The organism is Pseudomonas sp. rhizo66 (assembly GCF_031931925.1).
GTDB lineage: Bacteria > Pseudomonadota > Gammaproteobacteria > Pseudomonadales > Pseudomonadaceae > Aquipseudomonas.
Window position 1 is genome coordinate 1 of sequence record NZ_JAUJWZ010000026.1, and the last position, 26378, is coordinate 26378.

Genomic DNA, 26378 nt, shown 5'->3' on the forward strand with positions numbered 1-26378 from the left:
CGAACTCAGGCTTTGAAAACCATGAAGATCGGCTCCCTTCCCCCTCTCCCCCCTGGAGGAGAGGGCTGGGGTGAGGGGGATCGATTTCACTAACAACAAAACTCCCCCTGAAAACACACTTACAAACTAGGCAGCAATTTCGCCGAAACCAGCTCAGTCAAACACCGCGAAGCCAACAATTCAGTCGCCGCATTGATGTCCGGCGCAAAGAACCGGTCCTTCTCATAAAACGGCACTTCCTTACGCAAAATCGCCCGCGCCTGTTCCAGCTTCGCCGAGGTCTTCAGGCCGTTACGCAGATCCAGGCCCTGCACCGCCGCCAGCCATTCCACCGCGAGAATCCCGCGAGTGTTCTCGGCCATTTCCCACAGACGCTTGCCGGCGGCCGGAGCCATCGACACGTGGTCTTCCTGGTTGGCCGAGGTCGGCAGGCTGTCGACCGAATGCGGATGGGACAGCGCCTTGTTTTCGCTGGCCAGTGCTGCCGCAGTTACTTGCGCGATCATGAAGCCGGAGTTCACACCACCGTTAGCGACGAGGAACGGCGGCAGTTGCGACATGTGCTTGTCCATCATCAGCGAGATGCGGCGTTCGCTCAGCGAGCCGATCTCGGCGATGGCCAGCGCCATGTTGTCAGCGGCCATGGCCACCGGTTCGGCATGGAAGTTACCGCCGGAAATCACGTCACCTTCAGCGGCGAAGACCAATGGGTTATCGGAAACCGCGTTGGCTTCGACGGCCAACACTTCAGCGGCTTGACGGAACTGCGTCAGACACGCGCCCATGACTTGCGGCTGGCAGCGTAGCGAGTACGGGTCTTGAACCTTTTCGCAGTTCTGGTGCGAGTCGGAGACTTCGCTGCGCTCACCGAGCAGATCGCGATAGGCAGCGGCGGCGTCGATCTGGCCTTTCTGGCCACGTGCGGCGTGGATGCGTGCGTCAAATGGCGAGCGCGAACCCAATACCGCTTCAACCGTCAGACCGCCCAGCGCGAGCGCGCCAGCGAACAAGTCTTCACCTTCAAACAAGCCGCGCAGTGCGAACGCGGTGGAAACCTGAGTGCCGTTGAGCAGCGCCAGACCTTCTTTCGCGGCCAGGGTCAGCGGCGTCAGACCAGCCACTTTCAGCGCTTCAGTGGCTTCCATCCACTCGCCCTTGTAGCGCGCCTTGCCCTCGCCCAGCAGCACCAGCGACATGTGTGCCAACGGCGCCAAATCACCCGAAGCACCGACCGAACCTTTCAGCGGAATGTGCGGATAGACCTCGGCGTTGATCAGCGCGATCAGCGCATCGATCACTACACGGCGGATGCCGGAGAACCCACGGCTGAGGCTGTTGACCTTGAGCACCATGATCAGCCGCACCAGCTCATCGCTGATCGGCTGACCGACACCCGCAGCGTGGGACAACACCAACGAGCGCTGGAGGTTTTCCAGGTCTTCGCTGGCGATGCGCGTCGAGGCCAGCAGGCCAAAACCGGTATTGATGCCGTACGCAGTGCGGTTCTCGGCGAGGATCTGCTCGACGCAGGCGACGCTGGCTTCGATCTGCGCGGAGGCGCTGTTGTCGAGCGTCAGCTTGACCGGGTTCTGGTAGACATCACGCAGTTGGGCCAGGCTCAGTTGGCCGGGAATCAGGTTCAGCGCAGTCATTTTGTGCTCCTTTTGAGAGTTTGTTATTAACTCGCCAGACGCTCCGGAGATGTCCGTTGTCCGTCGCGTCTCGCCTTTTGGGGAGTCGCGCCTTGGCACGCTGGCGTGGGTATTGGTCAGTGCAAATTCGGTAAAACGTTGTGCGGCAGATTCGTGTTTTTCAAAACGCTCGCAGCGGCAGCGATGTCCGGCGCCAGCCAGCGATCCTGATCGTAGGCCGGGACCGTTTCGCGCAGCAGTCGCCACGCGCGGTCAGTGCCCACGCCAAAGCGCTGTTCCTTGAGAAATTCAAACGCCTGCGCCGCCAGCAGGTACTCGATGGCGAGGATCTGCGTGCAGTTTTCCAGCGCGCGGTGCAGCTTCAGCGCGGCGTTGGTGCCCATGCTCAAATGGTCTTCCTGCAGGCCCGAGGTGATGTAGTTATCGAGCACCGCCGGTTGCGCCAATTGACGGTTTTCCGCACACAGCGATGCGGCGACGTATTGCACGATCATCATCCCGGAATTCACCCCCGGATTGGCCACCAGAAACGCCGGCAGACCGCTGACGTGCGGGTTGACCAGACGATCGAGGCGACGCTCGGCAATCGAGCCGATTTCGGCCATCGCAATCGCCAGCAGATCCGCCGCCATCGCCACCGATTGCCCATGCGGGTTGGCTTGCGACATCACCCGGAAGTTGTCCGGCGTGCCGAGCAACAGCGGGTTGTCGGTGCAGCCATTGAGTTCGGCTTCGACCTGTCTGATCGCGTGTTCCAGTTGATCGCGCGCGGCGCCGTGCACCTGCGGGATCGAACGGATGCTCAAGGCGTCCTGAGTACGAATGCCTTTGCTTGAGGCGATCACGTCACTGCCATCGAGCAACGCACGTAAATTGACGCCGACCTGCTGCATGCCCGGGTGCGGTTTCAACGCGATGATCTCGGCATCGAACGCATCGATCTGACCGCGCTGGGCTTCGAAACTCATTGCGCCGATGACGTCGGCCCACTGCACCAGACGCGTCGCGTCAGCAATCGCCAGACAGCTGAGGCCGGTCATGCACGGCGTGCCGTTGACCAGGCACAAGCCGTCCTTCGCACCCAGTTGCACCGGCTGCAGACCTTCTTCGACCAATGCCTGTTGCGCCGAGGTAATCTGGCCGCGATGGCTGACATTACCGACGCCGATCAGCGCGATGCCGATATGCGCCATGTGCGTCAGGTAGCCCACCGAACCTTGCGATGGCACTTGCGGGGTGATGCCGCAATTGAGCAGTTCCAGGAGCGCCTCGACGACCCGGCGGTGGATCCCGGATTTGCCGTGGCTGTAGTTGTGGATCGCCGCGCAGATGATCGCGCGAGTCTGCTCGTCGGCGAGTACCGGGCCCAAGCCGCAAGCGTGACTGAGCAGGGTGTTGCGCGAGAGTTGGCTGAGTTGTTCGTCTTTAAGCGAGACGTTGGACAAGCCGCCCAGACCGGTGTTGACGCCATAAGCCCGTTCGCCACTGGCGACGATGTGCTGGACGATACCTTGGGCGTTTTCGATGCGCGCCCAGGTGTCGCTGGACAGCTCCAGTTGAGCGCCGTGCCGGGCGACAGCAACCACATCCTGCCAACGCAGAGGGGCGCCGGTGATAACGATTTTTTCAGCCTGGGACATCTAAAACCTCAACCGTAATATTGATGCAGCTTTACCGGCCTCATCGCTGGCAAGCCAGCTCCCACAGGATCTCCAGTGTTCACACAATCTCTGTAGGAACTGGGCCTGCGAGCCCTCATTGTTCACACAACCCCTGTGGGAGCTGGCTTGCCAGCGATAGGGCCAGTCAGTGCACTGCATAATTCAGATCAAACCACCGCCGCCCGCCGCTGCACGAACCGGTCGACATACTCATCCGCCGGCGAATGCAGGATCTCTCTTGGCGTGCCGACCTGAATCAGCCGCCCATCCTTGAGGATCGCGATGCGGTTGCCGATGCGCACGGCCTCGTCGAGGTCGTGGGTAATGAAGACGATGGTCTTGTGCAGGGTCTTTTGCAGCTCCAGCAACTGGTCCTGCATTTCGGCGCGGATCAGCGGATCCAGCGCACTGAACGCTTCGTCCATCAGGATGATGTCGGTGTCCGCTGCCAAGGCGCGGGCCAGGCCGACACGCTGACGCATGCCGCCGGAGAGCTGGTGCGGGTATTTGTTTTCGTAGCCTTTTAGGCCCACGGTGTTGATCCAGTGCAGCGCGCGTTCCGAGCACATTTGCTTGCTCTCGCCACGCACTTTCAGGCCGTAAGCGACGTTGTCGAGTACGGACTTGTGCGGCAGCAGGCCGAAGCTCTGGAACACCATGCTGATCTTGTGTCGGCGAAATTCGCGCAGGGCGTCCATGTCGTATTGCAGGATGTCCACGCCGTCGACCAGGATCGCGCCGCTGGTCGGGTCGATCAGACGATTGAAGTGGCGCACCAGCGTCGATTTGCCGGAACCGGACAGGCCCATGATCACGAAGATCTCGCCGGTACCGATGCTCAGTGACAGGTCGTTGACCCCGACCACGCAACCGGTTTCGTTCAGCACTTGATCCTTGGTCTTGCCCTGGCCGACCATGGCCAGTGCATCTTTGGCGCGGTTGCCGAAAATCTTGAAGACGTTTTTGACTTCGATCTTGCTCACGGTTGCGTTGCTCATTTGCTCACCTCATGCCGTGGCCGACCGTACGCCTGAGTAATGCGGTCGATGACCACTGCGAGAATCACGATCGCCAGACCGGCTTCGAGGCCGCGTCCGACGTTGAGGGTCTGAATCCCGACCAATACGTCTTCACCGAGGCCACGGGCACCGATCATCGAGGCAATCACCACCATCGACAGGGCCATCATGGTGGTCTGGTTGATCCCGGCCATGATGCTCGGCAGGGCCAGCGGCAGTTGCACACCGAACAGCTGCTGCCAGCGGTTGGCGCCGAAGGCGTTGATCGCTTCCATAACTTCGCCGTCGACCTGGCGAATGCCCAGATCGGTCAGGCGAATCAGCGGCGGCGCGGCGTAGATCACCGTGGCGAAAATCGCCGGGACCTTGCCCAGACCGAACAGCATCAGCACCGGGATCAGGTAAACGAAACTCGGCATGGTTTGCATGATGTCGAGCAGCGGCATCAGCACCGAACGCAGGCGATTGCTGCGCGCCGAGAGAATCCCCAGCGGAATGCCGATCAGCACCGAAATGATCGTCGCGACCATCATCAGCGCCAGCGTCTGCATCAGCTTGTCCCACAGGCCGACGGCGCCGACGAGGAACAGCAGACCGACGATGACCGCCGTGGTCACGACTTTGCGCGTGGCATGCCAGGCGACCACACCGACGATCGCCAGCATCAACCACCACGGCGCCGCACGCAGCAAACCTTCGAGATTGACGATGGCCCACAGCAGGGTGTCGGAGATGTGGCGGAATACATCACCGTAGTTGGTGACCAGCGAATCGACCCAACCGTTGACCCAGTCGGCGATGGAAAAGGTAAAGCTTTCGGGAAACATAAGAGACTCTCAATCAAGGGGTTGCGATCAAGCGTCCGACTGCCGTTACCGGCAGCCGGATAAACTCAACCTACAAGGCCGCGTCGATTTTCTTGGCTGCGTCGTCGCTCACCCACGCATGCCAGACCTCAGGATGTTCCTTGAGGAAGATTTTCGCCAGTTTTGGCGACTCGATACGTTCCTTGGCCATGCGTCCCAGATTCTGGTTCAGCAGGTCGATCGGCAGGTTGACCTTTTCCAGCACGGCGACCAGTTCCGGGGCTTCGTCGTGAAAGGTTTTCGACAGGCCGACCTTGATGCTCACGGTCTTGTCGACGCCCGGTTTCTCTTCCAGTTTCACCGCGTCGATCTGGCCCATCAGCGGGGTTGGCGACCAGTAGTAGAACAGGATCGGTTCGCCACGCTTGTAGCTCGACAGCACCGCCGCGTCCAGCGCCGGGCCAGTGCCCGGGCGGAAGTTGGTGTAGCTGTTTTCGAGACCGTAGTTTTTCAGCATTTCGCTGTTATCGAGCTCGCAAGTCCAGCCGGCCGGGCAGTTGTAGAAACGGCCCTTGGACGGCTCTTCGGCGTCCTTGAAGATCGCCGCGTATTTGCCCAGGTCAGCGATGTTTTTCAGGTCCGGCGCTTTCGGCTCAAGCTTGCGTTTGGCGTCGCCTTCGATCACGTAACGCGGCACGTACCAGCCTTCCACGGCGCCGACGATCGGCGCACCGACACCGACGACCTTGCCGGCCTTCTCGGCCTTGTTCCAGACCTCGCTACGGCCGACCCATTCTTCGGCGAACACTTGAATATCGTTGCTGCTCAGGGCGTTCTCCATGGTGATGGAGTTGCCCGGCAGGCTGTCGGTCTTGCAGTCGTAACCTTTTTCCAGCACCACTTGCAGCACGTCGGTCAGCAGCATGCCGCTTTCCCAGTTCAGACCGGCGAATTTCACCGGTTTGCCCGATTCGCACCAGCCGGCGGCGTGGGTCGCACCGGCACTGGCCAACAGGCCCATGGACAGCAGTGTGGTGAGCAGGGTCTTGTTCGATTTCATTGTTTCGACGCTCCTAATCATGAATTGGCTTACGGCAGTCAAGAGGCATCCAGCCCTGTCCACGTCCAATCAGGCCTGCGCCGCAGCGCGCCCGGCCCCACTTTTTACAGGTGGTACAACGCTGTTCTGCTCGACCGGCAGAATCAGTTGATCGGGCACCGAGCCGTGCCATTTTTTTGCGCACACGTAGTAAAGGGCAGCAGGCAGCACCAGGCCGATGATCCAGGAAATATCCACGTCACCGAGGGCAGCCACCAGCGGACCGGTATAGAACTTGGTAGAGATGAACGGCAGCTGCACCAGCACGCCGAACACATAGATGCTGATACCGAGCAGGTTCCAGCGACCGTAGCGACCATTCGGATCGGCCAGGGCCGGAACGTCATAGCGCTCACGGGTGATGCAGTAGTAATCCACCAGGTTGATCGCGCTCCAGGGTGTGAAGAACGCGAGCAGGAACAGGATGAAAGACTTGAACGCACCGAGGAACGAGTGCTGGCCGAGCAAAGCGATCAGGGTTGCCGCACCGACAATGACCAGCACAAACACCAGACGCTGCATCCGGGTAACCGTCAGCTGCCCCTTGAAACCACTGATGATGGTGGCGATGCACATGAAGCTGCCGTAAGAGTTCAGCGTCGAGATCGTCACCTTGCCGAACGCGATGCTGAAGTACAACAGCGCTGCAGTCGCACCGGTGCCGCCCAGACCGACGATGTAGGCCACTTCATGCCCGGCGAACTGGCCGTTGGCCGAAGCCGCGGCGAACACGCCAAGCACCATCGCGACCTGCGCGCCGATGACCGAACCGGCGCCAGCGGCAAAGAAGGTTTTCACCGAGGAAATCTTGCTCGGCAGGTAGCGCGAATAGTCCGCCACATACGGGCCGAACGCGATCTGCCAGGACGCGGCAAGCGATACCGCGAGCAGGAAGCTGCTCCAGCTGAAATGACGGATTTGCAGGAGCGCACCCACATCAACCTGACTGATCAGACGGCTGAACAGATAAACGAAAGCGATCACGCCAATTACGCTGGCAACCCGGCCGATCCAGTGGATCACCCGATAACCGAGCACCGTGACCACCACGATGACACTGGCGAACAGCAGGATGCCGACGGTGTCGCTGACGCCAAACAGCTGGCCCAGCGCCTGGCCGGACAACACAGTACCGGTGGCGGTGAAGCCCAGGTACATCAGGCACACCAGCACGATTGGGATCGCCGCGCCATAAACGCCAAACTGCACACGGCTGGAAATCATCTGCGGCAGGCCCAGCTTCGGTCCTTGCGCGGCATGCAACGCCATCACCCCGCCGCCGAGCAGTTGACCGATCAACAGACCGATCAGCGACCAGAACACATCACCACCCAGCACCACGGCCAGCGCCCCGGTGACAATCGCGGTGATTTGCAGGTTGGCCCCCATCCACAGAGTGAACTGACTGAACAGACGACCGTGCCTTTCCGCTTCCGGGATGTAGTCGATCGAACGCCTCTCGATCAACGGTTTGGTGCCTGCACGATCGGTGGTTACAGCCATGATTCAACCTCTGTGGATTGTTATTCTGGGTTGGTTCGTACGCCTGTAGGAGCTGTCGAGTGAAACGAGGCTGCGATCTCTTGATCTTAAAAAATCAACATCAAAAGATCGCAGCCTTCGGCAGCTCCTACAGGGGTTGTGCGTTATTTACCGGTAATCATCGGCAGGTTCAGCCCCTGCTCCTTGGCACAGTCGATGGCGATCTGGTAACCGGCATCGGCGTGACGCATGACGCCAGTGGCCGGGTCGTTGTGCAGCACGCGCGCAATACGCTCGGCCGCTTCGTCCGTACCGTCGCAAACAATCACCATGCCCGAGTGCTGCGAGAAGCCCATGCCGACGCCGCCGCCGTGGTGCAGGGAAACCCAGGTCGCGCCGCTCGCGGTGTTCAACAGAGCGTTGAGCAGTGGCCAGTCGGACACAGCGTCGGAACCGTCCTGCATCGATTCGGTTTCACGGTTCGGGCTGGCCACCGAGCCGGAGTCGAGGTGGTCGCGACCGATCACAATCGGCGCCGACAGCTCGCCGCTGCGCACCATTTCGTTGAACGCCAGACCGAGCTTGGCGCGCAGGCCCAGGCCGACCCAGCAGATACGTGCCGGCAGACCCTGGAAGCTGATGCGCTCGCGGGCCATGTCCAGCCAGTTGTGCAGGTGGGCGTCGTCCGGGATCAGCTCTTTGACCTTGGCGTCGGTTTTGTAGATGTCTTGCGGATCGCCCGACAGTGCAGCCCAACGGAACGGGCCGATGCCACGGCAAAACAGCGGACGGATGTAAGCCGGTACGAAACCCGGGAAGTCGAACGCGTTTTCGACGCCTTCTTCCTGCGCCATCTGACGAATGTTGTTGCCGTAGTCGAAGGTCGGGATGCCTTGTTTCTGGAATTCCAGCATGGCTTTGACGTGTACCGCCATCGACTGCTTGGCGGCTTTGATCACAGCGGCCGGTTCGGTCTTGGCGCGGGCGCGGTATTCGTCCCAGGTCCAGCCCGCCGGCAGGTAGCCGTTGAGCGGGTCGTGGGCGCTGGTCTGGTCGGTGACCATGTCCGGGCGCACGCCGCGCTTGACCAGTTCCGGGAGGATTTCTGCGGCGTTACCGAGCAGAGCGATGGAGATCGCTTTGCCTTCTTTGGTGTACTTGTCGATGCGTGCCAGAGCGTCGTCGAGGTCTTTGGCCTGCTCGTCGACGTAACGGCTTTTCAGGCGGAAATCGATGCTGACCTGTTGGCATTCGATGTTCAGCGAGCACGCGCCGGCCAAAGTTGCAGCCAGCGGTTGTGCGCCGCCCATGCCGCCGAGACCTGCGGTCAGGACCCACTTGCCTCTGAGGTTGTCGTTGTAGTGCTGGCGACCGGCCTCAACAAAGGTTTCGTAGGTGCCTTGAACGATGCCTTGGCTGCCGATGTAGATCCAGCTGCCGGCGGTCATCTGGCCGTACATGGCCAGGCCTTTGGCGTCGAGTTCGTTGAAGTGTTCCCAACTGGCCCAGTGCGGGACAAGGTTGGAGTTGGCGATCAACACACGCGGGGCGTTGCTGTGAGTCTTGAACACGCCGACCGGCTTGCCCGATTGCACCAGCAGGGTCTCGTCGTCGTTCAGGTTGGTCAGGCTCTCGACGATCTTGTCGTAGCACTCCCAGTTACGCGCGGCACGACCAATGCCACCGTAGACCACCAGCTCTTTCGGGTTCTCGGCGACTTCCGGGTCGAGGTTGTTCATCAGCATGCGCAGCGGCGCTTCGGTCAGCCAGCTTTTGGCGGTCAGCTTGTTGCCGCGCGATGCACGGATTTCGACGTCGCGAAACTTAGTCATTTTGTTGTCAGTCACGAAAGAGACTCCTCAGCGATCAATTCAAACCAACCCTGGCAGTGGGCAAGCAGCCTGCGTGCATCAATGCGCGACAAGCGAATCAGTGGACGCTGCGGAGAGTCTCGAGCGACTCATACGCATACGTCTTTACTTGTACATACAAGCATATGCAATCAAGCGGCCAACTTGTTGGAGGGGCATTCAAGAAAAATTGCGCGCAGTGCTGGAGAGCGCCTGAATCAAGGGTTCGGGCGTGGATGAAATTTTTCGTGGGGATGATTTAGGGCGATGGGACTTTGTTACGTGAGCGTGGTTTTGCGCCACGCTGGGGCGTTCGGTAACAAGTTGGTGCGTGGTTGGAAACACCCCAAAAGCAAAAGATCGCAGCCTTCGGCAGCTCCTACAGGGTGTACATCAATCCCACTGTAGGAGCTGCCGAAGGCTGCGATCTTTTGACGTTATTTGAATCAGCCCGCAGTCAGTTCGATCACGCAGCACGAGGCATTCAAGGCGACTTCAACCAGCCCGCTGTTTCCGTCCAATTGCAGGCAATCATGACGGCCAAGTTGTGCGGTCTTTTCACCGACCGCCACTTCCAGCAGCTCAGCGACACTGAACACTAAAACAGTCGAAGCCGAACTGAAAAACCGCTGTTCGCCATCAAGCCATTGCAACCGTGCGCTGTAACGCTGCGGCGCGTAGATCAGATTGAAGTCGCGAATTGCGCCGCCGAGCAGCGTGCACGACACCTGGCTTTCGCCGCTGAAGGCGAAGGGGTCGAGCGGTAACAGCGGCCGAGTATCGTCGCCATCAACGCACAGGGTCATGCCGTCACCCTGCAACACCGTAATCACTCGCTGATAGCCAGCGAATGTCGAAAAACCGCCCGACTCGGCAATGTCGGCGATCGACAGGCGCCAGCCGAAACCATCCAGACCGGCGCCCGCGTCACGGGTGATTTCTTCCGTGCTGCCGCCGCCGTTTTTCCACGGCATGCGTGGGTAGCCTTCGGCGCGCAAAACCTTAAGTGCACTCATTTATGCTCTCTATTTATGGAACCGACCTTCCAGACGATGACGGGAACCCGGGTGAATCAGACGAGCTGCAGTCACCGGCTGACGCCCCGACCACGTGCGACGACGGATCAGCAGGCACGGCTCACCTTTTTCGATCTGCAGCAACTTGCACTCGGACGGCTCGGCGAGGATTGCCTCGACCACGTGTTCGCCCTCGGTCAGCGGCGCGACCTGGTTGAGATAGGCATAAGGCGTTTGCAGGGTGAAGTCCTGCTTGAGGTATTCCGGGGCGACCAGTGCGTTGACGAAACGGTCTTCGATTTGCACCGGAATATCGTTTTCGTAATGCACGATCAACGAATGAAAGACCTTCTGCCCTTCGCGCATGTCCAGTGCCAAGGCTCGTTCGGAACCGGCGGCCTCTTCTTCAAGCGTGATCACCTGGCAGGTGTGGCGATGGCCGCGCGAAGCGATTTCGTCGGCGATGTTGTGCACTTCGAACAACGCGGACTGGCTCTTCGGTTCGGCGACAAACGTACCGACGCCTTGCATGCGCACCAGTAAACCATCAGCGGTCATCTCGCGCAGGGCGCGGTTGATGGTCATGCGGCTGAAACCGAGTTGATTGACCAGCTCGCTCTCGGACGGCACGCGGTAGTGCGGCGGCCAGTTTCCGCTGTCGATCTGCTGGGTGATCATCTGTTTGACGCGGGCGTACAAGGGCGCCGGACTGTCGCCCATGTTCGCGGCCAACGGGGAGACTGGAGGCGGAGTCGGCACGGTTGATCCCTGTTCATTGGTGAAAGTGGCTAGCTTGCCGGAGTTTACCGGGCAGGCAAACGTCTGTATATGTATATACAAATAACACACGATGGGGTGCTGAACTATGTCCGCCTTCTTTGCCGAACGCGCGCTGCTGCCTAACGGATGGGCCAACAATGTACGTTTTGAGGTCAGCGCCGAGGGCCTGCTGACCCAAATTCAGGCCGATTCCACCGCAGATGGCGCCGAACGGCTGAGCGGCCCATTGCTGCCGGGCATGCCGAATCTGCACTCCCACGCCTTCCAGCGAGCGATGGCGGGACTGGCCGAAGTGGCCGGCAACCCCAACGACAGTTTCTGGACGTGGCGCGATCTGATGTATCGCCTCGTCGGAAAAATCAGCCCGGATCAACTCGGCGTGATTGCCCGTCAGCTGTACATCGAAATGCTCAAGGCTGGTTACACCTCCGTCGCTGAATTTCATTACGTGCATCACGACAGCAATGGTCAGCCTTACGCGGACCCGGCTGAGCTGGCCTTGCGCATCAGCCAGGCCGCGAGTGAAAGCGGCATCGGCCTGACCCTGTTGCCGGTGCTCTACAGCCATTCCGGTTTTGGCGGCCAGACGCCGAATGACGGCCAGCGCCGCTTTATCAACAGCACCGAAAACTACCTGAATCTGCAATCGCGCCTGCAACCGTTACTGGCGCAGCAAAAGGCGCAGTCACTGGGGCTGTGCTTCCACTCGTTGCGTGCGGTCACGCCGCAGCAGATCAGCGAAGTATTGGCGGCAAGCGATAAACTATGCCCGGTGCACATCCACATCGCCGAGCAACAGAAAGAAGTCGATGACTGCTTGAGCTGGAGCGGCCGTCGCCCGCTGCAATGGCTCTACGAAAATACCCAAGTCGATCAGCGCTGGTGCCTTGTTCACGCGACCCACGCCAACCCGGAAGAAGTCACGCTGATGGCCAAGAGTCGCGCCATCGCCGGTCTGTGCCTGACCACCGAAGCGAATCTGGGTGACGGGATTTTTCCGGCGGTGGACTTCCTCGCCCAGGGCGGGCGCATGGGCATCGGTTCCGACAGCCATGTGTCACTGAGCGTGGTGGAAGAGTTGCGTTGGCTGGAATACGGCCAGCGCCTGCGCGATCAGCGGCGCAATCGCCTGTACGGCGCGGATCAGCCGATGGTCGGGCGCACGCTGTATGACGCGGCACTGGATGGCGGTGCGCAGGCGTTGGGGCAGCCGATTGGCGCTCTGGAGGTTGGCAAGCGTGCCGACTGGATTGTGCTCGATGGCAATGATCCATATCTAGCGACGGCCACGGGGGACGGGATTTTGAATCGCTGGTTGTTTGCCGGCGGCGATCGCCAGGTGCGCGATGTGCTGGTCAACGGCCAGTGGGTCGTGCGTGATGGCCGCCATGCCGGGGAAGAGGACAGCGCTCGCGCGTTCACCCAGGTCTTGCGTGACCTTTTAGGCTGACACAAAACAAAAATGTGGGAGCGAGCCTGCTCGCGAAAGCGGTATATCAGCAACATTTTCGTTAACTGACACGCCCTCTTCGCGAGCAGGCTCGCTCCCACATTTGATTTGTGGTGGTCTTTAGTTCGAGGTCTTGGCCATCTGCCGATCCGACGCGCGCCAGATCAGGCGCGTGGTGTCATAGCCCTGCTGACGTGCCTTGCTCAGCAGCTCCTCACGCACCACACCATTGACGGTCGGCGTGCGCGACAGCAACCACATGTACTTGCGACTCGGGTCGCCGACGATGGCGGTCTTGTAGTCATCGCTGACGTACAACACCCAGTATTCACCTTTCGCCACACCCGGAATCAGGCGCGAGAACCAGGTATCGAATTCGACCCAGAGCTTGTCGGTCTTGCCCGGCACCTGTGGATAAGCGGTGCCCTTGGCCTCTTCCCATTGCCAGTCCGGAGTCAGGCAGCGATTGAGCACCGCGACATTGCCGTCAGGCTTGAGGGTGTAATGGGCTTCGGATTGCGCGCAGTTGCGCTGGAAGTACATCGGCAAGCGCGCCAGTTCATACCAGGTGCCCTGATAGCGCTTGAGATTGACGCTGTTGACGGTCTTCGGCGCCAACGGGTCGACGCCGGAAGTGGCGCAGCCGGCCAGTACCAGGCCGGCAAAAAGGATCAGCAATAACCGCTTCATTTTTCTTCTCCGTGGGCGCGAAGCCCCGGTTTACTTCAGGCCTTGGCCGGAAAACATCAGCACTTTGTCACCGGCGTACTGCACGCTGATAAAGCTGTTCTTGTCGCCCCAGGTGCAACTGGACATGCCGAGCGCGCCCGAGCAATCGGTGGGCTTGCCGAGCAGAGTCTCGACTTCGGCCTTGGCCATACCGGCCGAGAGCTTCGAATAGTTTTCCTGATTGACCTTGCTGCATGCGGCCAACAGCACGCAAAACGTCAGAAGGGCGATAGATCGCAGCGACATGGTGTAACTCCTGGAACGAGGGGGGATGGCATGGTGCCAACCAGAAGCTTAGAAGAGAAAACCCTCATCTGGTTCCGTGGCGGGTCGGCTATTTATTAGCCCGCTCGTCTGGCATTTACCGATAAATCAGACACTTTGTAACGCTATTGAGCATTTCGTCGCATTTCGCCAAAGACGCCTAATCTTTGGCGCACCGCAGTCGACATAAAAGCAGCGCAAAGCCCCCGAGTGTGGCAAATTGCCGCCCTTTCTTGACCAGTCCCTTCGCGGTAGTTCATTCGATGACCAGAAACATGAAATTCAGCCACAAGATCTTGCTGGCTGCCGCCCTCGTGGTGGCTATTGCGTTCGCCTGTTTCATTTTGTTCAACGACTATCGACAGCGCCAAGCGCTGAGCAGCAGCACCGAAGCCTCGATGCAGGAACTGGGCAGCCTGACCACCAGCAACATCCAGACCTGGCTGGAAAGCCGCATTCAATTGCTGCAATCGCTGTCGCAGCAAGTGGCCATCGACGGTAATGCCCCCGCCAGCCTGAAGCGCATCATCGACCTGCCCGCCTACACCGGCAATTTCCAGCTCAGCTATTTCGGCGGTGCTGACGGCGTGATGTTCTCGGTGCCGGCCGGCAATCGCGCGCCGGATTACGATCCGCGCGCTCGCGGCTGGTACAAAGCGGCCAACAGCGCCCAGCAAACCATCGTCACCGAGCCGTACATCGCCGCGTCCTCGGGCAAACTGGTGATCACCGTAGCTACGCCCGTGCAGCGCCAGGGGCAGATGCTCGGTGTCGCCGGTGCCGACATCGACCTGACCAGCGTCAGCGCGATCATCAACTCGCTGAACTTCGGCGGCCACGGCCACGCGTTCATCGTCAGTGCCGACGGCAAGATCCTGATCCACCCGGACAACAAACTGGTGCTCAAGACCCTCGCCGAGGCCTACCCGAACGGCGCACCGAAAGTCAGCCCGGGCCTGAAAGAAGTCGAGTTCGACGGCAAAACCCAACTGATCTCCTTCACCCACGTCAACGGCGTGCCATCGGCCGACTGGTACGTGGCGCTGGTGCTGGACAAAGACACCGCGTTCTCGATGCTCAGCGAGTTCCGCACCTCGGCGCTGATCGCCATGGTCATTGCCGTGGTCATCATCATCGCCCTGCTCGGCATGCTGATCCGCGTGCTGATGCAACCGCTGCTGACCATGGGCCGCGCCATGCACGACATCGCCGAAGGTGAAGGCGATTTGACCAAACGTCTAATCATTCACGGCAACGACGAATTCGGCGCACTGGGCACCTCGTTCAACCGCTTCGTCGAGCGCATTCACACCTCGATCCGCGAAGTGTCCTCGGCCACCGGCCAGGTCAACGAAGTCGCTCTGCGCGTGGTCGCGGCATCGAACTCGTCGATGTACAACTCCGACCAGCAAGCCTCCCGCACCAATAGCGTCGCTGCCGCAATCAATCAGCTCGGCGCTGCCGCGCAGGAAATCGCCCAGAACGCCGCCCTCGCCTCGCAGCACTCCAGCGATGCGCGCAGCCTCGCGGTCGACGGCCAGCAGGTTGTGGATAAAACCATCCACGCCATGCAGCAGCTGTCGGCGAAGATCAGCGATTCGTGCGGCAACATCGAAACCCTGAACAGCAACACGGTGAACATCGGCCAGATTCTCGAGGTGATCACCAGCATTTCGCAGCAGACCAACCTGCTCGCACTCAACGCCGCGATCGAAGCGGCGCGGGCCGGGGAAGCGGGTCGTGGTTTTGCCGTGGTCGCCGATGAAGTGCGTAATCTGGCGCACCGCACTCAGGATTCGGCGCAGCAAGTGCAAAAGATGATCGAAGAGCTGCAAGTCGGCGCGCGTCAGGCAGTCAGCATCATGACCGAGAGCCAGCGCGAGAGCGAAAGCAGCGTCGGCATCGCCAACCAGGCCGGTGAGCGTCTGGGCAGCGTGACCCAGCGTATCGGTGAGATCGACGGTATGAACCAATCGGTGGCCACCGCGACCGAAGAGCAGACCGCTGTGGTCGAGTCGATCAATGTCGATATCAACGAGATCAACACGCTGAATCAGGAAGGCGTGGAGAACTTGCAGGCGACGTTGCGGGCGTGCTCGGATCTGGAGCAGCAGGCGGCGCGGTTGAAGCAGTTGGTGGGTAGTTTCCGCATTTAAGCGGCGCTGCTTTTGGCGCCTTCGCGAGCAAGCTCGGCCCTACAATGGTTCTGTATGGTTCACAGATATCCAGTAGGAGCGAACTTGCCCGCGATGGCGGCATCAGAGACGAAAGAATTTGGAATTGAAACACGCTCGTCTGCTCGAACTGACACTCGACTGAATTAAGACTAAACTCAGTCCCATTCAATTTAGCGGGGCTCAACCATGAAGCTTTCATCGCAAATCAAACCCATCAGTTACCTGAAAAGTCACACGGCCGAAATCGTCAAATCAATCACAGAAAGCCGCGAGCCGCTGGTAATCACTCAAAACGGTGAAGCCAAGCTAGTGGTGATGGATGTGAAAAGCTTTGAAGAGCAAGAAGGCACGATGGCCTTGTTGAAACTGTTGGCGATGGGGAATCGGGAGATTGAGGAAGGCAAGTTCAGTGATGCTGAAGATGTTTTTGCCGAATTGGACAAGGCCGATCATCAATGAGTTTAAAGGTCGTCATTCTCCAGTCCGCACAAACAGATCTCAAAGAACTTCGCTCCTACCTCGTCAAACAGTTTTCATTCCAAATTTGGCAAAGCACTTATGCCGATCTCAAGACTGCGATTCTCGGCCTCGCAGATCTGCCTTATTCAGGATCAATCCCCGAAGAAATCGAGAAACTCAATCTCGGCCAATACCGCCAGATTGTTTTGGGAAGGAACCGGATTATTTATGAGGTGCGAGAAAAAACGGTTTTCATCCATATCATTGTCGATACGCGAAAAAGCCTACCGGCACTGTTGATGAAACGGCTTCTACGAGGCAATCCTTGATTTAGAACCGTGATCCAGGCTGATCGAGAAATACCAGTTCCTCAGCCGTAGACTCCCGCCCCAACACCGCATTGCGATGCGGAAACCGGCCAAACCGCGCAATCACTTTCCGATGCCGCTCGGCATAATCCAGATTATCGGCAAACACCGCTCGCTGCGTCTCTGGCTGTTCAGTCACCAGCTCGATAAACCTGGAAACCGCCTCATTCTGCACCGCGAGGTTCTCGCAGTGTTCGAACACCAGATAAATGAATACACGCTGGATCGGTTTCAACTGCCGATCGAAATCCGCCGCAATGCCTTGGGCAACGAGTTTCTGCGCACGCAGATCACCGGAAAAGGCTTTGGGGCTGTCGCGAAAGATCATTCGCGGCAGTTGATCGAGTAGTAACACCACCGCCAGCCAACCTTCGGGACATTGCGTCCACTCGGTCAATTCACCAGCTAAAGCCTGATCGACAAAGACCCCGAAACGCGTCTGCGCTTCGAGGTCTTGGCTGTCTCGCTTGCCGAACCACAACTTGCCCTTGTCAGCCGAGATCTCGTCGGGGGATTCGGCGTGTCCGAACCACCAATCGAGCAACGGCTGCCAGGGCGCGATCATGGTTTATTCCTTGTGGTAGGCCGTCGCGCGGGCGACTTCTTCTTTCGAACCGAGGAACACCGCTACACGCTGGTGCAGGCCGTCCGGCTTGATGTCGAGGATGCGCTGATGACCGTCGGTGGACGCGCCGCCCGCTTGTTCCACCAGGAACGACATCGGGTTGGCTTCGTACATCAGACGCAGTTTGCCTGGCTTGGATGGCTCACGGCTGTCGCGCGGGTACATGAACAGACCGCCACGAGTCAGGATGCGGTGTACGTCGGCAACCATCGCCGCGACCCAACGCATGTTGTAGTTCTTTTTCAGCGGACCTTCTTCACCGGCCAGCAGCTCGCCAACATAGCGCTGTACCGGGGCTTCCCAGTGACGCTGGTTGGACATGTTGATGGCGAATTCCTGGGTGGTTTCAGGAATGGTGATGTCTTCGTGGGTCAGGACGAAGCTGCCCATTTCGCGGTCCAGGGTGAAGCCTTTGACGCCGTCACCGAGGGTCAGCACCAGCATGGTTTGCGGGCCGTAGATCGCGTAACCGGCGGCAACCTGCTGGGTACCTGGCTGCAGGAACGCTTTTTCGTTCAGCGGCTCGTTCTGGCTCAGGTATTCGTTCGGGCAACGCAGTACCGAGAAGATGGTGCCGACCGGGGCGTTGATGTCGATGTTCGACGAACCGTCCAGTGGGTCGAATACCAGCAGGTAGGCGCCTTTCGGGTATTTGCCCGGGATCTGGTAGGCATTGTCCATTTCTTCGGACGCCATGCCGGCCAGGTGACCGCCCCATTCGTTGGCTTCGAGCAGGATCTCGTTGGAGATCACGTCGAGCTTCTTCTGCACTTCGCCTTGGACGTTTTCAGTGCCCATGCTGCCCAGCACACCACCCAGGGCGCCTTTGGACACGGCGTGGCTGATCTCTTTGCAGGCACGCGCCACCACTTCGATCAGGAAGCGCAGATCGGCAGGAGTGTTATTGCTGCGGGTCTGCTCAATCAAATAGCGACTCAGGGTAACGCGGGACATGGACGGCTCCGGTGGAATGGGGGGCTAAAAACCCGCGCAGTTTACAGGGAGTCTGAAAACGTAGCGAGCGAAGACGCCCGGTAACGTGCGTTGGGGTGTAATTGCCTGTATGAGACGTGATTGTCGGTGGAGAGTTCAGGTAGCGGGTTTAGCGTAGTCCGGTTCGGGACGGATGGTGGTTGAGTGATAGCGGCAGTTTGAGGATTTTTGATGATTGATCGGCCGTCATCGCTGGCAAGCCAGCTCCCACAAGGACTTCGGTCGTTCACCTATTTCGTGTACACCCAATAACCTGTGGGAGCTGGCTTGCCAGCGAATGGCGCGCAGCGCCAGCCATTCTCAGGTGTTGGTCGGCGGCTTGCGCAACAAGCTGAACGCCATCGCCCCAAGAAAAACCACACTCAACAACAACACCGCCCACAGACCGATCTTCTTCCAATTGGTCTCAGCCACCGCCGCCGCTGAAGCAGTCGAAGTTTGCGCGACAACCGCCTCCCCCTGAACCGCAGCCTTACCCAACGCCGCCAGTTTCTCCGGTTTGAAATCCGGAATCAGCGTCGCCAACGGCAGATTCGCCGTCCTCACGCTCGGATTACCCAACGCCAGACTGTACGGCCCCTCCCCGCGCGCGAGGAAAATCACCTGCGTCGCCCGCACCGCATATTTCAGACTCGGCGCCTGCTCGCCCAGACCACCGCCACGCTCATCCACGCTCAGCTTCAACTGCTGCACGGTCTGCCCGTAGAGCTGCAATTCGTTCTGCACCACATCCTGGCCATTCTGGGTCAGGCGATACAGCAAGCCATTGCCCAACGTCTGCCACGGCAAGCTGCTTTCGCGACGGCCGGCCAGCGTCACCGGCGCCAGGCTGTTCGGCTGTTTCAACTCAACCTGTACGCGCTCGATGTTCAACCCCATCGGCAGCTGCCAGGTGTATTCCCCAGCCTTGGTGCTGCTGCCGGCCAATGCCGGCGACCAGACCAACGGCAGCGGCACATTGCGCGGATCACTGCTTTTGAGTTGTGCCGCCGTCAGGATCGGCGCCGAATTCGGCGACTCCCACAGCAACCGCACATAACGCGCCGATTGCCTCGGCAGTGTCACTTCGTGCTGCTCGATGCGCTCATCGGAAAAGGTCAGCCGTGCCACCTGCCCTTCGCCCCACGCTTGCCAATGCTGCAGGTCGTCGCTGGCTTCGATGCTGAAGCGCTGGAAGCCGTCACGCTCGCTGGTCCAATCGAGGATCAACTGCTGCAACGGCGCCTTGATCGCACTGGCATCCAGCAGCCAGCCACGCAGCACCTCTTCACCCGCCTCCAACTGGCTGGACGGCTGCACCTCGACCAGCGTGCCGTTGGTGGTCGATTGCACACGCACGTTCGGCGCGCGTTCGCTGGCGTCGGCGGCGTTGTACAGCGGGAACCATTTCACCTCATGCAACTGGCCCTCGTCGCGGGTCTGCGCAGACTCGCGCGCCAAGGCGTAGGCCTGCGCTTCCCCAGCAGCATTGAACACCCGCAAGTCACTGAGATCAGTCTGGCGCGCCTGCAATTGCACGCTCAACGGCAATTCGAGGCGATACCACGGACCGTTGCCGCTTACCGCCAGCGGCACCTGCGTGGCGAAGTCCGCCGGTTTTTCCTGAGCTCCGGCCGCCATCACCACGCCCAACGCCAACCAACCCAGATTTCGCATGCGACTCAAGATGAAACTCCTTCGGTGTCCGGGGCCGGTTTGTCAGCCGCCGGTTCAGCGTCGACGCGTTTGGGCGGCAGCGGCGCAAAATAGCCGACCACCAGCAGCAACACGCCGACACCGATAAACGAGACGATCCGGGCGAGACCGCCACGGTTGCTCAATTCGACAAAAATCAGTTTGGCCACCACCAGTGCAATCAGCGCCGCGCCGATCAGCCACACTTCGCGGCGATGGCGCAGATGGCCGCCAATCATCAACCCCAGCGCCATCAGCGTCCAGACGATCGACAACCCGGCCTGCACCAGCATAGAGGCGAGCAGCGTGTCCAACTCGAACGGGATTCCCGCCCAATGGTGTGCCGCGCGGGTCACCAGCGCAGTGCAGAAAGCGAACAGCGAAACCCCGGCGACCAGTTGCGTCGCGTATTCGGCATAGTCCTGGCGAATCGACAGCTGCGAAACCGCACTGCGCGACCACACATAAACACCAAACAGCGCGAACAGCAGCCCCAATTCCAACGGGTTGAGCAGCGGCACATAAGGCAGCGGTTCGGCGTTGCCATCACTGACGCCATTGGCCAGCCAGAACCACGCCAGCATCAGCACCGCCAGCGGCGCCGCAGCGTACAAGCGATACTCGCGGGCAAAAGCCGTCACCGGCCACGGCCAGCTGCGCGGTGCCGCCGCCAGCAACAGATAAACGCTCGGCAGAATCGCCCAGCCCAGCCAGCGCCAGGCGTTGTATTGCTCGGACAACAGCAGCAGACCGTAGCGCAACTCCAGCGCCAGCACGCCGATCAGCAGCCAGCAGCCGAGCACATGCGCCGCGCTCAAGGCGCGCGCCGGCAGCATCGGCGCCAGACGTCGCAGACTGACGAAGTGCACGGCGAACACCGCCGTCCATGCCAGCCAGCCAAAGTCGGCCGCCGGGTGATAACGCGAATGCCAAGCGGCGAGCAATACCAGTGCCGCAGCCGGAATCAGCAAAGTGCAGAGCAAGCCCAGCGCCGGCCATTTCAACCGCAGCGACAGTAGCGTCCACAGCGCCACACTGAGCGCCGCGACCAACAGCAACAACGTGCCTTGCAGAGTCGGCGAAGCAAACCGCAGCACCTCACTGATCCACGCCAACGCCCACCAACCGGCGCCCCACACCAGCAGTACTTCGGACAAGCGCTGCAGACTCAGCGCATCGAATGCTGATGCGTGGTTGCCCAGTTGCAGGCGCCAGGCACCGATCATCGCCGCCAGGCCCAGTACCAGCGGCGTCCAGAATCCGCCATGGGCCAACGGTTTCAGGCCTTCGCTGGACATTGGCCCGAGCAACTCGGGGCCGGCCAGCAAAAACGCCGCGCCACCAATCACCTGCAACAACAAGCCGAAAACGAAACTGACACGCTGCTTGAGGTACAGACTCAGCCAGATGATCAGCAAACCACTCGCGGCCCACACCGCACTCGCCGTTTGCCACGGCAGCACGAACAGCACTGCCAGATTGATCAACACCAGACCGGCCAGCAGCACTACCGACAGACCGCGCAGCAGACGCACATCGCCGCGCACCATTTCATCGCGAGCCGCCAACAGCATGCCGGCGATCAACGCCAGACCGATCAACGACGCGCTGAGCAAACCGCTCCAGCCGGCGCTGAACACTGCCGCCGACCCCTCGCCCGCGCCTTGCAGACGCAGCAGGAACAACGCGCCGCCAAGCAACTGCACGGCAAACGCGCAGAACAGGAAGGTACGCGAATGGATGCGCAGACCGACAAACAAAGTCGCCAACCCGGCCAGCGCCCAACTGATCGCCGTGGCCTGAACGAAAAAGAACAGCGGCGCCAGCAGGTAGAGGAAGGTCAGCCCCAGGCACGCCAATACCGGCAAGCCTTGACGCTCCCAAGGTGAGGCCTGTTCCGGCGAGGCCTTGCGCAGTTGATAGAAGCTGAACAGCAACGCAATCCCGAGCATCAACGCGCCCAGCGGTGCACCGTCGAGCAGACTGCTTTCGCCGACGCGTAACTGACTGAGAAACGCCAGCGCCGAACCCAGTTGCAGCAGCAAGGCAAAGGCCCGGGCGAACGGCCGATGCTGACGCAGACCGAGCCAGAAAATCCCTGCACCTTCCACCGCCCATGCGGCTGAAGTCCAGCGCGCATCCAGCCCCAGCGGGATCGCCAGGCTGGCAAAAATCACTCCGAGCGCCAGACAGGTTTCGCCCAGCAAAACCGCACGGCCACCCATCAACACCTTGGCCAGTGCCATGTAAATCATGCCCAGCGCCAGCGCACTGAATGCCGCCGCGAATTCCAGGTGCTGGATCAACGCGAACTGCAACCCAAAGCCAATGATCGGCGGGCCAAACAGCATCGTGCCGTCGACGTAATCGCCCTTGCGCGCAGACCAGTGCAGCAGCGCCTCGCGGTCGTCCTCCGCCGGGGCATCGGGCATGTCGAGCAATTTGCGTCGGGCGAACAGCAGGCCGATGGCGAGGTACATCAGGAAGAACAGAATCAGGAACGGCTCGGTGCTCCACAACAGCTCCGGCGCATACGAACGCAAACCCCAGGCGAAACCGATGCCGAAGGTGCCGACGAAACCAATCAGGTTGAGCAGGCGCCAGGCCTTGAACCAGGCGATGGCGAGAATGCCGGCGTTGAGCAGCGCGAAATAACTGAACAGCGCGACGTGGTTGCCAGCGCCGGTCGAGGTCAGGATCGGCGCGGCAAACCCGCCCAGCGCAGCCGCTGCGGCAAGTCCCAAAGCATCCTGGGTAATGGCGAGAATCGCCGAGAAAACCGTGACCGCCACCAGCAGGCCGAGCGCAGCGGATGGATCGAGCAACGGGTGCAGACGCATCGCCGCAAACACCGTCAGATACAGCACCGCAATCCCGGTGCCTTGCAGCATCAAGGCGTAATTGCTGTTGCGCCGCCGCAGCCACCAACCCAGCGCGAGCAGACCCAACGCTGCCGCCGCGACACCGGCGTAACGCAATTCGATCGGCACGACCATGCCTTCAGTGGCGTAGCGCAGCAGGAACGCCAGCCCGAAGAACAACAACACCACGCCGACCCGCAGCACCGTGTTGCCGCCAAACAACCAATTGCGCGCGGCGCTGATGCCGCGTTCGATCAGGTTCGGGCCACGGGGTTCGACGGGCGCTGGCGGTTCGGGGGTAACGTCGTTGAGGCGCCAGACATCGGCGGGCAGGGCTTGACTGGTTTCGCTGGCAACGGCGGAAATCGGTTCGAGCTCAGGCGGCAGCTCCCAGATCAGCTCGGGCGCCGGGGATTCTTCGGCTGTTTTGACGGGTTCTACAACGGGTTCGGAAACGGGCGCCGCACTCGGTGGCGACGCGCCGCGAACCGGTGCGCCTTCGAGCAGAAACAGACGCTGTTCGACTCCCTGCAAAGCGACCTTCGCCTGCTCAAGTTGACGCTGCTGCTCCGTCGCCTGCGAGCCTAGCCGCGCGATGCGGATCGTCTGCCCGATCACCAGCCCCAGCAACGCGCCCAACAGCGCATCACTGAACGACTCGTCGAGCAGCCAGCCGAGCACCAGCCCGATCAACATGAACATCCATTGCATGGTCGATATCCCTAAGCGCAAAGGCCAATCCGGGAAGATTAGCGCAGCCTGACCCAAAAAGATCGCAGCCTTCGACAGCTCCTACAGGGTTATGCGAACACCTGTGTAGGGGCTGCCGAAGGCTGCGATCTTTTCCGGCGCGGGATTATATCGAGCCGAACGGAAAGTTACTCCAACGCTTTCCAGATATCCGTGGCGTACTCACGAATCGTCCGGTCTGACGAGAACCAGCCCATCCGCGCCGTATTGAGCACTGCCGACCGCCACCAGTTATTGGAGTCGTGCCAATGCGCTTCAACGCGTTTCTGCGCTTCCCAGTAGGAATCGAAGTCGGCGCAAACCAGGAAACGGTCGTAATCCACCAGCGAATCGATCAGCCCGGTATAACGCGAGGTGTCATCCGGCGAGAACACCCCGCTACGGATCGCTTGCAGCACATCGTTCAGACGATGGGACGCAGCGATGTCCGGCACCGCGCTGAACTCGTGGTTCTGTTTGCGCGCTTCAACCTGCTGCGCGCTGAGGCCGAAGATGAACATGTGTTCGGCACCGATGCGCTCGCACATTTCCACGTTGGCGCCGTCCAGCGTGCCGATGGTCAGCGCGCCGTTGAGGCCGAACTTCATGTTACTGGTGCCCGAGGCCTCGAAACCGGCGGTGGAAATCTGCTCGGACAGGTCCGCTGCGGGAATGATGCTCTCCGCCAGACTGACGTTGTAGTTGGGCAGGAACACCACTTTCAGCAGACCGCGCACAGTCGGATCGTTGTTGACCACGCGGGCGATATCGTTGGTCAGCTTGATGATCAGTTTGGCCTGGTGATAACTCGCCGCTGCCTTACCGGCGAAGATCTTCACTCGCGGCACCCAGTCGACTTCCGGCTCGGCGCGAATCGCCTGATACAGCGCCACGGTGTGCATCAGGTTGAGCAACTGGCGTTTGTATTCGTGGATGCGTTTGACCTGCACATCGAACATCGCCGCCGGATTGACCGCGATGCCCAGCCGTTCATGAATCAGATAGGCCAGGGCTTTCTTGCTGTGCAGCCGTTGCTCGGCGAAGGCTTTGCGGAACGCGGTTTTCTCGGCGAACGGCTCGAGATCGAGCAGGCGCTCTTCGGGGTTATCCAGCACCTCCGGGCCCAGTGAGTCGACCAGCATTGAGGTCAATTCGGAGTTGGCCTGGAACAGCCAGCGGCGGAAGGTAATGCCGTTGGTTTTGTTGTTGATCCGCTCCGGATACAACTTGTGCAGCTCGGAAAATACCGTGCTGCGCATCAGCTGCGTGTGCAGCCCGGACACACCGTTAACACTGTGCGAACCAAGGAACGCGAGGTTGCCCATGCGCACGCGGCGACCATTGTCTTCTTCGATCAGCGACACCGCGCGCAGCACGTCGAAATCGTGAATGCCTTTGGCCCGCAGCGAGTCGATGTGCTGAGCGTTGATCAGGTAAATGATCTGCATGTGTCGCGGCAGCATGCGTTCCATCAGGCCGACCGGCCAGGTCTCCAGCGCTTCCGGGAGCAGCGTGTGGTTGGTGTACGACAGTGTGTCGACCGTCACTTGCCACGCCGCATCCCAGGCCACATCGTAGACGTCGACCAGTTGGCGCATCAGTTCGGCCACGGCAATTGACGGGTGCGTGTCGTTGAGCTGAATCGCTGCATGATCGCCCAGGGTCAGCACCGAAGTGTGCATGTTGCGATGGCGACGCAGCAGATCCTGAAGCGAAGCGGCGACAAAGAAGTATTCCTGACGCAGGCGCAGTTCCTGCCCGGCTTCGGTGCTGTCCGCTGGGTAGAGCACGCGGGAGATACTTTCCGCCCGGGCCACTTCGGCCACCGCGCCCAAATGGTCACCGGCGTTGAAACGTTCCAGGTGCAAATCTTCCATGGCCCGCGCACGCCACAGACGCAAGGTGTTGACGCTTGCCCCGCGCCAGCCCACCACTGGCGTGTCGTAAGCAATCGCGCGGACGGTTTCGGCCGGCGACCAGACTTGTCTGGATTTGCCGGAAGCGTCAGTGACGGTTTCGACGCTGCCACCGAAGCCGATGGTGTAGACGACCTCTGGCCGTTCAAACTCCCACGGGTTGCCGAAGTCCAGCCAGTGCTCGGTCTGCTCCTGCTGCCAGCCGTCGACGATGGCCTGGCGGAACAAGCCGTGTTCATAACGAATGCCATAACCGTGACCGGCGATGCCGAGGGTCGACATGCTTTCCATGAAGCACGCGGCCAGACGCCCGAGGCCACCATTGCCGAGCGCTGCATCAGGCTCCAGCAAACGGATACGTTCCAGGTCGACACCGAGCTCGGTCAACGCTTCACGGGCGACATCGAGCAGGCCAAGGTTGCTCAGGCTGTCGTAGAGCAAGCGACCGATAAGGAATTCCAGCGAGAGGTAGTACACCCGCTTCTGACCTTTGCGGTAGATCTGCCGGGTGTGGTCCATCCAGTGCTCGACCATGTGATCACGCGCCGCCAATGCGATGGCTTCGAACCAGTCATGGTCGAAGGCGTGGTCGGGGTCTTTGCCCACCGCGTAGGTGAGCTTGGTCAGGACGGCATCGCGGAATGCGGCCACCTCTGCTTCGCGAACTAGTGGTTCTTGAGTCATCAATAGGACCTCGAGCGAGCGGGAATTGTCTGAGCCTAGACGGTCTGACCGACGGTCGAGGCGCTGGTTCGGCAGTATTTCCTG

20 protein-coding genes and 1 pseudogene are annotated in these 26378 nt (G+C 60.3%); 5 read left to right on the forward strand and 16 right to left on the reverse strand.

The genetic code is table 11. The features are described 5' to 3' along the window. Nucleotides 1-119: 119 nt before the first annotated feature. The 9 genes from hutH to hutC all read right to left on the reverse strand — a co-directional run bounded on the left by hutH (nucleotide 120) and on the right by hutC (nucleotide 11305). Nucleotides 120-1652, reverse strand: coding sequence for a histidine ammonia-lyase (gene hutH, locus QZR14_RS25125; protein WP_134178407.1), 1533 nt, complete (start codon nucleotides 1650-1652; stop codon nucleotides 120-122). Nucleotides 1653-1768: 116 nt separating this feature from the next. Beyond that, complete coding sequence (locus tag QZR14_RS25130; RefSeq protein ID WP_311998021.1) at nucleotides 1769-3292, reverse strand: HAL/PAL/TAL family ammonia-lyase; 1524 nt, start codon at nucleotides 3290-3292, stop codon at nucleotides 1769-1771. A 188-nt stretch (nucleotides 3293-3480) separates the two neighbouring features. Further along, a complete protein-coding gene (locus QZR14_RS25135; protein ID WP_123449374.1) occupies nucleotides 3481-4311 on the reverse strand; it encodes a quaternary amine ABC transporter ATP-binding protein in 831 nt (276 codons plus the stop codon). After that, a complete protein-coding gene (locus QZR14_RS25140) occupies nucleotides 4308-5159 on the reverse strand; it encodes an ABC transporter permease (RefSeq protein WP_007949591.1) in 852 nt (283 codons plus the stop codon). The genes QZR14_RS25135 and QZR14_RS25140 overlap by 4 nt, the downstream gene beginning before the upstream one ends. A gap of 70 nt (nucleotides 5160-5229) precedes the next feature. After that, entirely contained in the window at nucleotides 5230-6198 is a 969-nt protein-coding gene (locus tag QZR14_RS25145; RefSeq protein WP_311998022.1) for an ABC transporter substrate-binding protein, read from the reverse strand. A 69-nt stretch (nucleotides 6199-6267) separates the two neighbouring features. Then, entirely contained in the window at nucleotides 6268-7740 is a 1473-nt protein-coding gene (locus QZR14_RS25150; protein WP_311998023.1) for a purine-cytosine permease family protein, read from the reverse strand. Between the two features lie 143 nt (nucleotides 7741-7883). Beyond that, complete coding sequence (gene hutU, locus QZR14_RS25155) at nucleotides 7884-9551, reverse strand: urocanate hydratase (RefSeq protein WP_311998050.1); 1668 nt, start codon at nucleotides 9549-9551, stop codon at nucleotides 7884-7886. Between the two features lie 464 nt (nucleotides 9552-10015). Further along, nucleotides 10016-10585 (reverse strand): HutD/Ves family protein, encoded by a 570-nt coding sequence (locus QZR14_RS25160; RefSeq protein WP_311998024.1) that lies wholly within the window; start codon nucleotides 10583-10585, stop codon nucleotides 10016-10018. Between the two features lie 9 nt (nucleotides 10586-10594). Beyond that, the gene (gene hutC / locus QZR14_RS25165) at nucleotides 10595-11305 is read right to left on the reverse strand and encodes a histidine utilization repressor (RefSeq protein ID WP_163013658.1); all 711 of its coding nucleotides are present in this window, start codon (nucleotides 11303-11305) and stop codon (nucleotides 10595-10597) included. Between the two features lie 145 nt (nucleotides 11306-11450). Between hutC and QZR14_RS25170 the strand changes: the two genes are divergently transcribed. Next, nucleotides 11451-12815: a formimidoylglutamate deiminase gene (locus QZR14_RS25170; protein WP_311998025.1), complete on the forward strand. Its 1365-nt coding sequence runs from the start codon at nucleotides 11451-11453 to the stop codon at nucleotides 12813-12815. Between the two features lie 120 nt (nucleotides 12816-12935). Here the strand turns inward: QZR14_RS25170 and QZR14_RS25175 are convergent, their stop codons facing one another. After that, nucleotides 12936-13505 carry a lipocalin family protein gene (locus QZR14_RS25175; protein WP_093430049.1) on the reverse strand — a complete coding sequence of 190 codons (570 nt, stop codon included), beginning with the start codon at nucleotides 13503-13505 and terminating at the stop codon, nucleotides 12936-12938. Nucleotides 13506-13535: 30 nt separating this feature from the next. Further along, nucleotides 13536-13790, reverse strand: coding sequence for a hypothetical protein (locus QZR14_RS25180; RefSeq protein WP_003220802.1), 255 nt, complete (start codon nucleotides 13788-13790; stop codon nucleotides 13536-13538). A gap of 293 nt (nucleotides 13791-14083) precedes the next feature. On the opposite strand from QZR14_RS25180, the pseudogene QZR14_RS28165 reads away from it, so the two are divergent. The 4 genes and pseudogenes from QZR14_RS28165 to QZR14_RS25195 form a co-directional block, all read left to right on the forward strand. Then, a pseudogene (locus QZR14_RS28165) lies at nucleotides 14084-15106 on the forward strand (HAMP domain-containing protein); the annotation flags it as partial. Between the two features lie 93 nt (nucleotides 15107-15199). Then, nucleotides 15200-15964 (forward strand): methyl-accepting chemotaxis protein, encoded by a 765-nt coding sequence (locus QZR14_RS28170; protein ID WP_371260421.1) that lies wholly within the window; start codon nucleotides 15200-15202, stop codon nucleotides 15962-15964. Nucleotides 15965-16171: 207 nt separating this feature from the next. Continuing rightward, the gene (locus tag QZR14_RS25190; protein ID WP_158832480.1) at nucleotides 16172-16444 is read left to right on the forward strand and encodes a type II toxin-antitoxin system Phd/YefM family antitoxin; all 273 of its coding nucleotides are present in this window, start codon (nucleotides 16172-16174) and stop codon (nucleotides 16442-16444) included. Continuing rightward, nucleotides 16441-16773: a type II toxin-antitoxin system RelE/ParE family toxin gene (locus tag QZR14_RS25195; RefSeq protein ID WP_250602804.1), complete on the forward strand. Its 333-nt coding sequence runs from the start codon at nucleotides 16441-16443 to the stop codon at nucleotides 16771-16773. The genes QZR14_RS25190 and QZR14_RS25195 overlap by 4 nt, the downstream gene beginning before the upstream one ends. 1 nt (nucleotide 16774) lies before the next feature. Here the strand turns inward: QZR14_RS25195 and QZR14_RS25200 are convergent, their stop codons facing one another. The 5 genes from QZR14_RS25200 to QZR14_RS25220 all read right to left on the reverse strand — a co-directional run bounded on the left by QZR14_RS25200 (nucleotide 16775) and on the right by QZR14_RS25220 (nucleotide 26294). Beyond that, nucleotides 16775-17377 carry a DUF924 family protein gene (locus QZR14_RS25200; protein WP_250602803.1) on the reverse strand — a complete coding sequence of 201 codons (603 nt, stop codon included), beginning with the start codon at nucleotides 17375-17377 and terminating at the stop codon, nucleotides 16775-16777. 3 nt (nucleotides 17378-17380) lie between these two features. Continuing rightward, the gene (locus QZR14_RS25205; protein WP_311998027.1) at nucleotides 17381-18391 is read right to left on the reverse strand and encodes a class 1 fructose-bisphosphatase; all 1011 of its coding nucleotides are present in this window, start codon (nucleotides 18389-18391) and stop codon (nucleotides 17381-17383) included. Nucleotides 18392-18730: 339 nt separating this feature from the next. Then, complete coding sequence (locus tag QZR14_RS25210) at nucleotides 18731-20095, reverse strand: DUF3999 domain-containing protein (RefSeq protein WP_311998028.1); 1365 nt, start codon at nucleotides 20093-20095, stop codon at nucleotides 18731-18733. Further along, entirely contained in the window at nucleotides 20092-23676 is a 3585-nt protein-coding gene (locus QZR14_RS25215; RefSeq protein WP_311998029.1) for a DUF2339 domain-containing protein, read from the reverse strand. Before QZR14_RS25215 ends, QZR14_RS25210 begins: the two co-directional genes overlap by 4 nt. Nucleotides 23677-23843: 167 nt before the next feature. Continuing rightward, nucleotides 23844-26294: a glycogen/starch/alpha-glucan phosphorylase gene (locus tag QZR14_RS25220; RefSeq protein WP_250602799.1), complete on the reverse strand. Its 2451-nt coding sequence runs from the start codon at nucleotides 26292-26294 to the stop codon at nucleotides 23844-23846. Nucleotides 26295-26378: the final 84 nt, after the last annotated feature.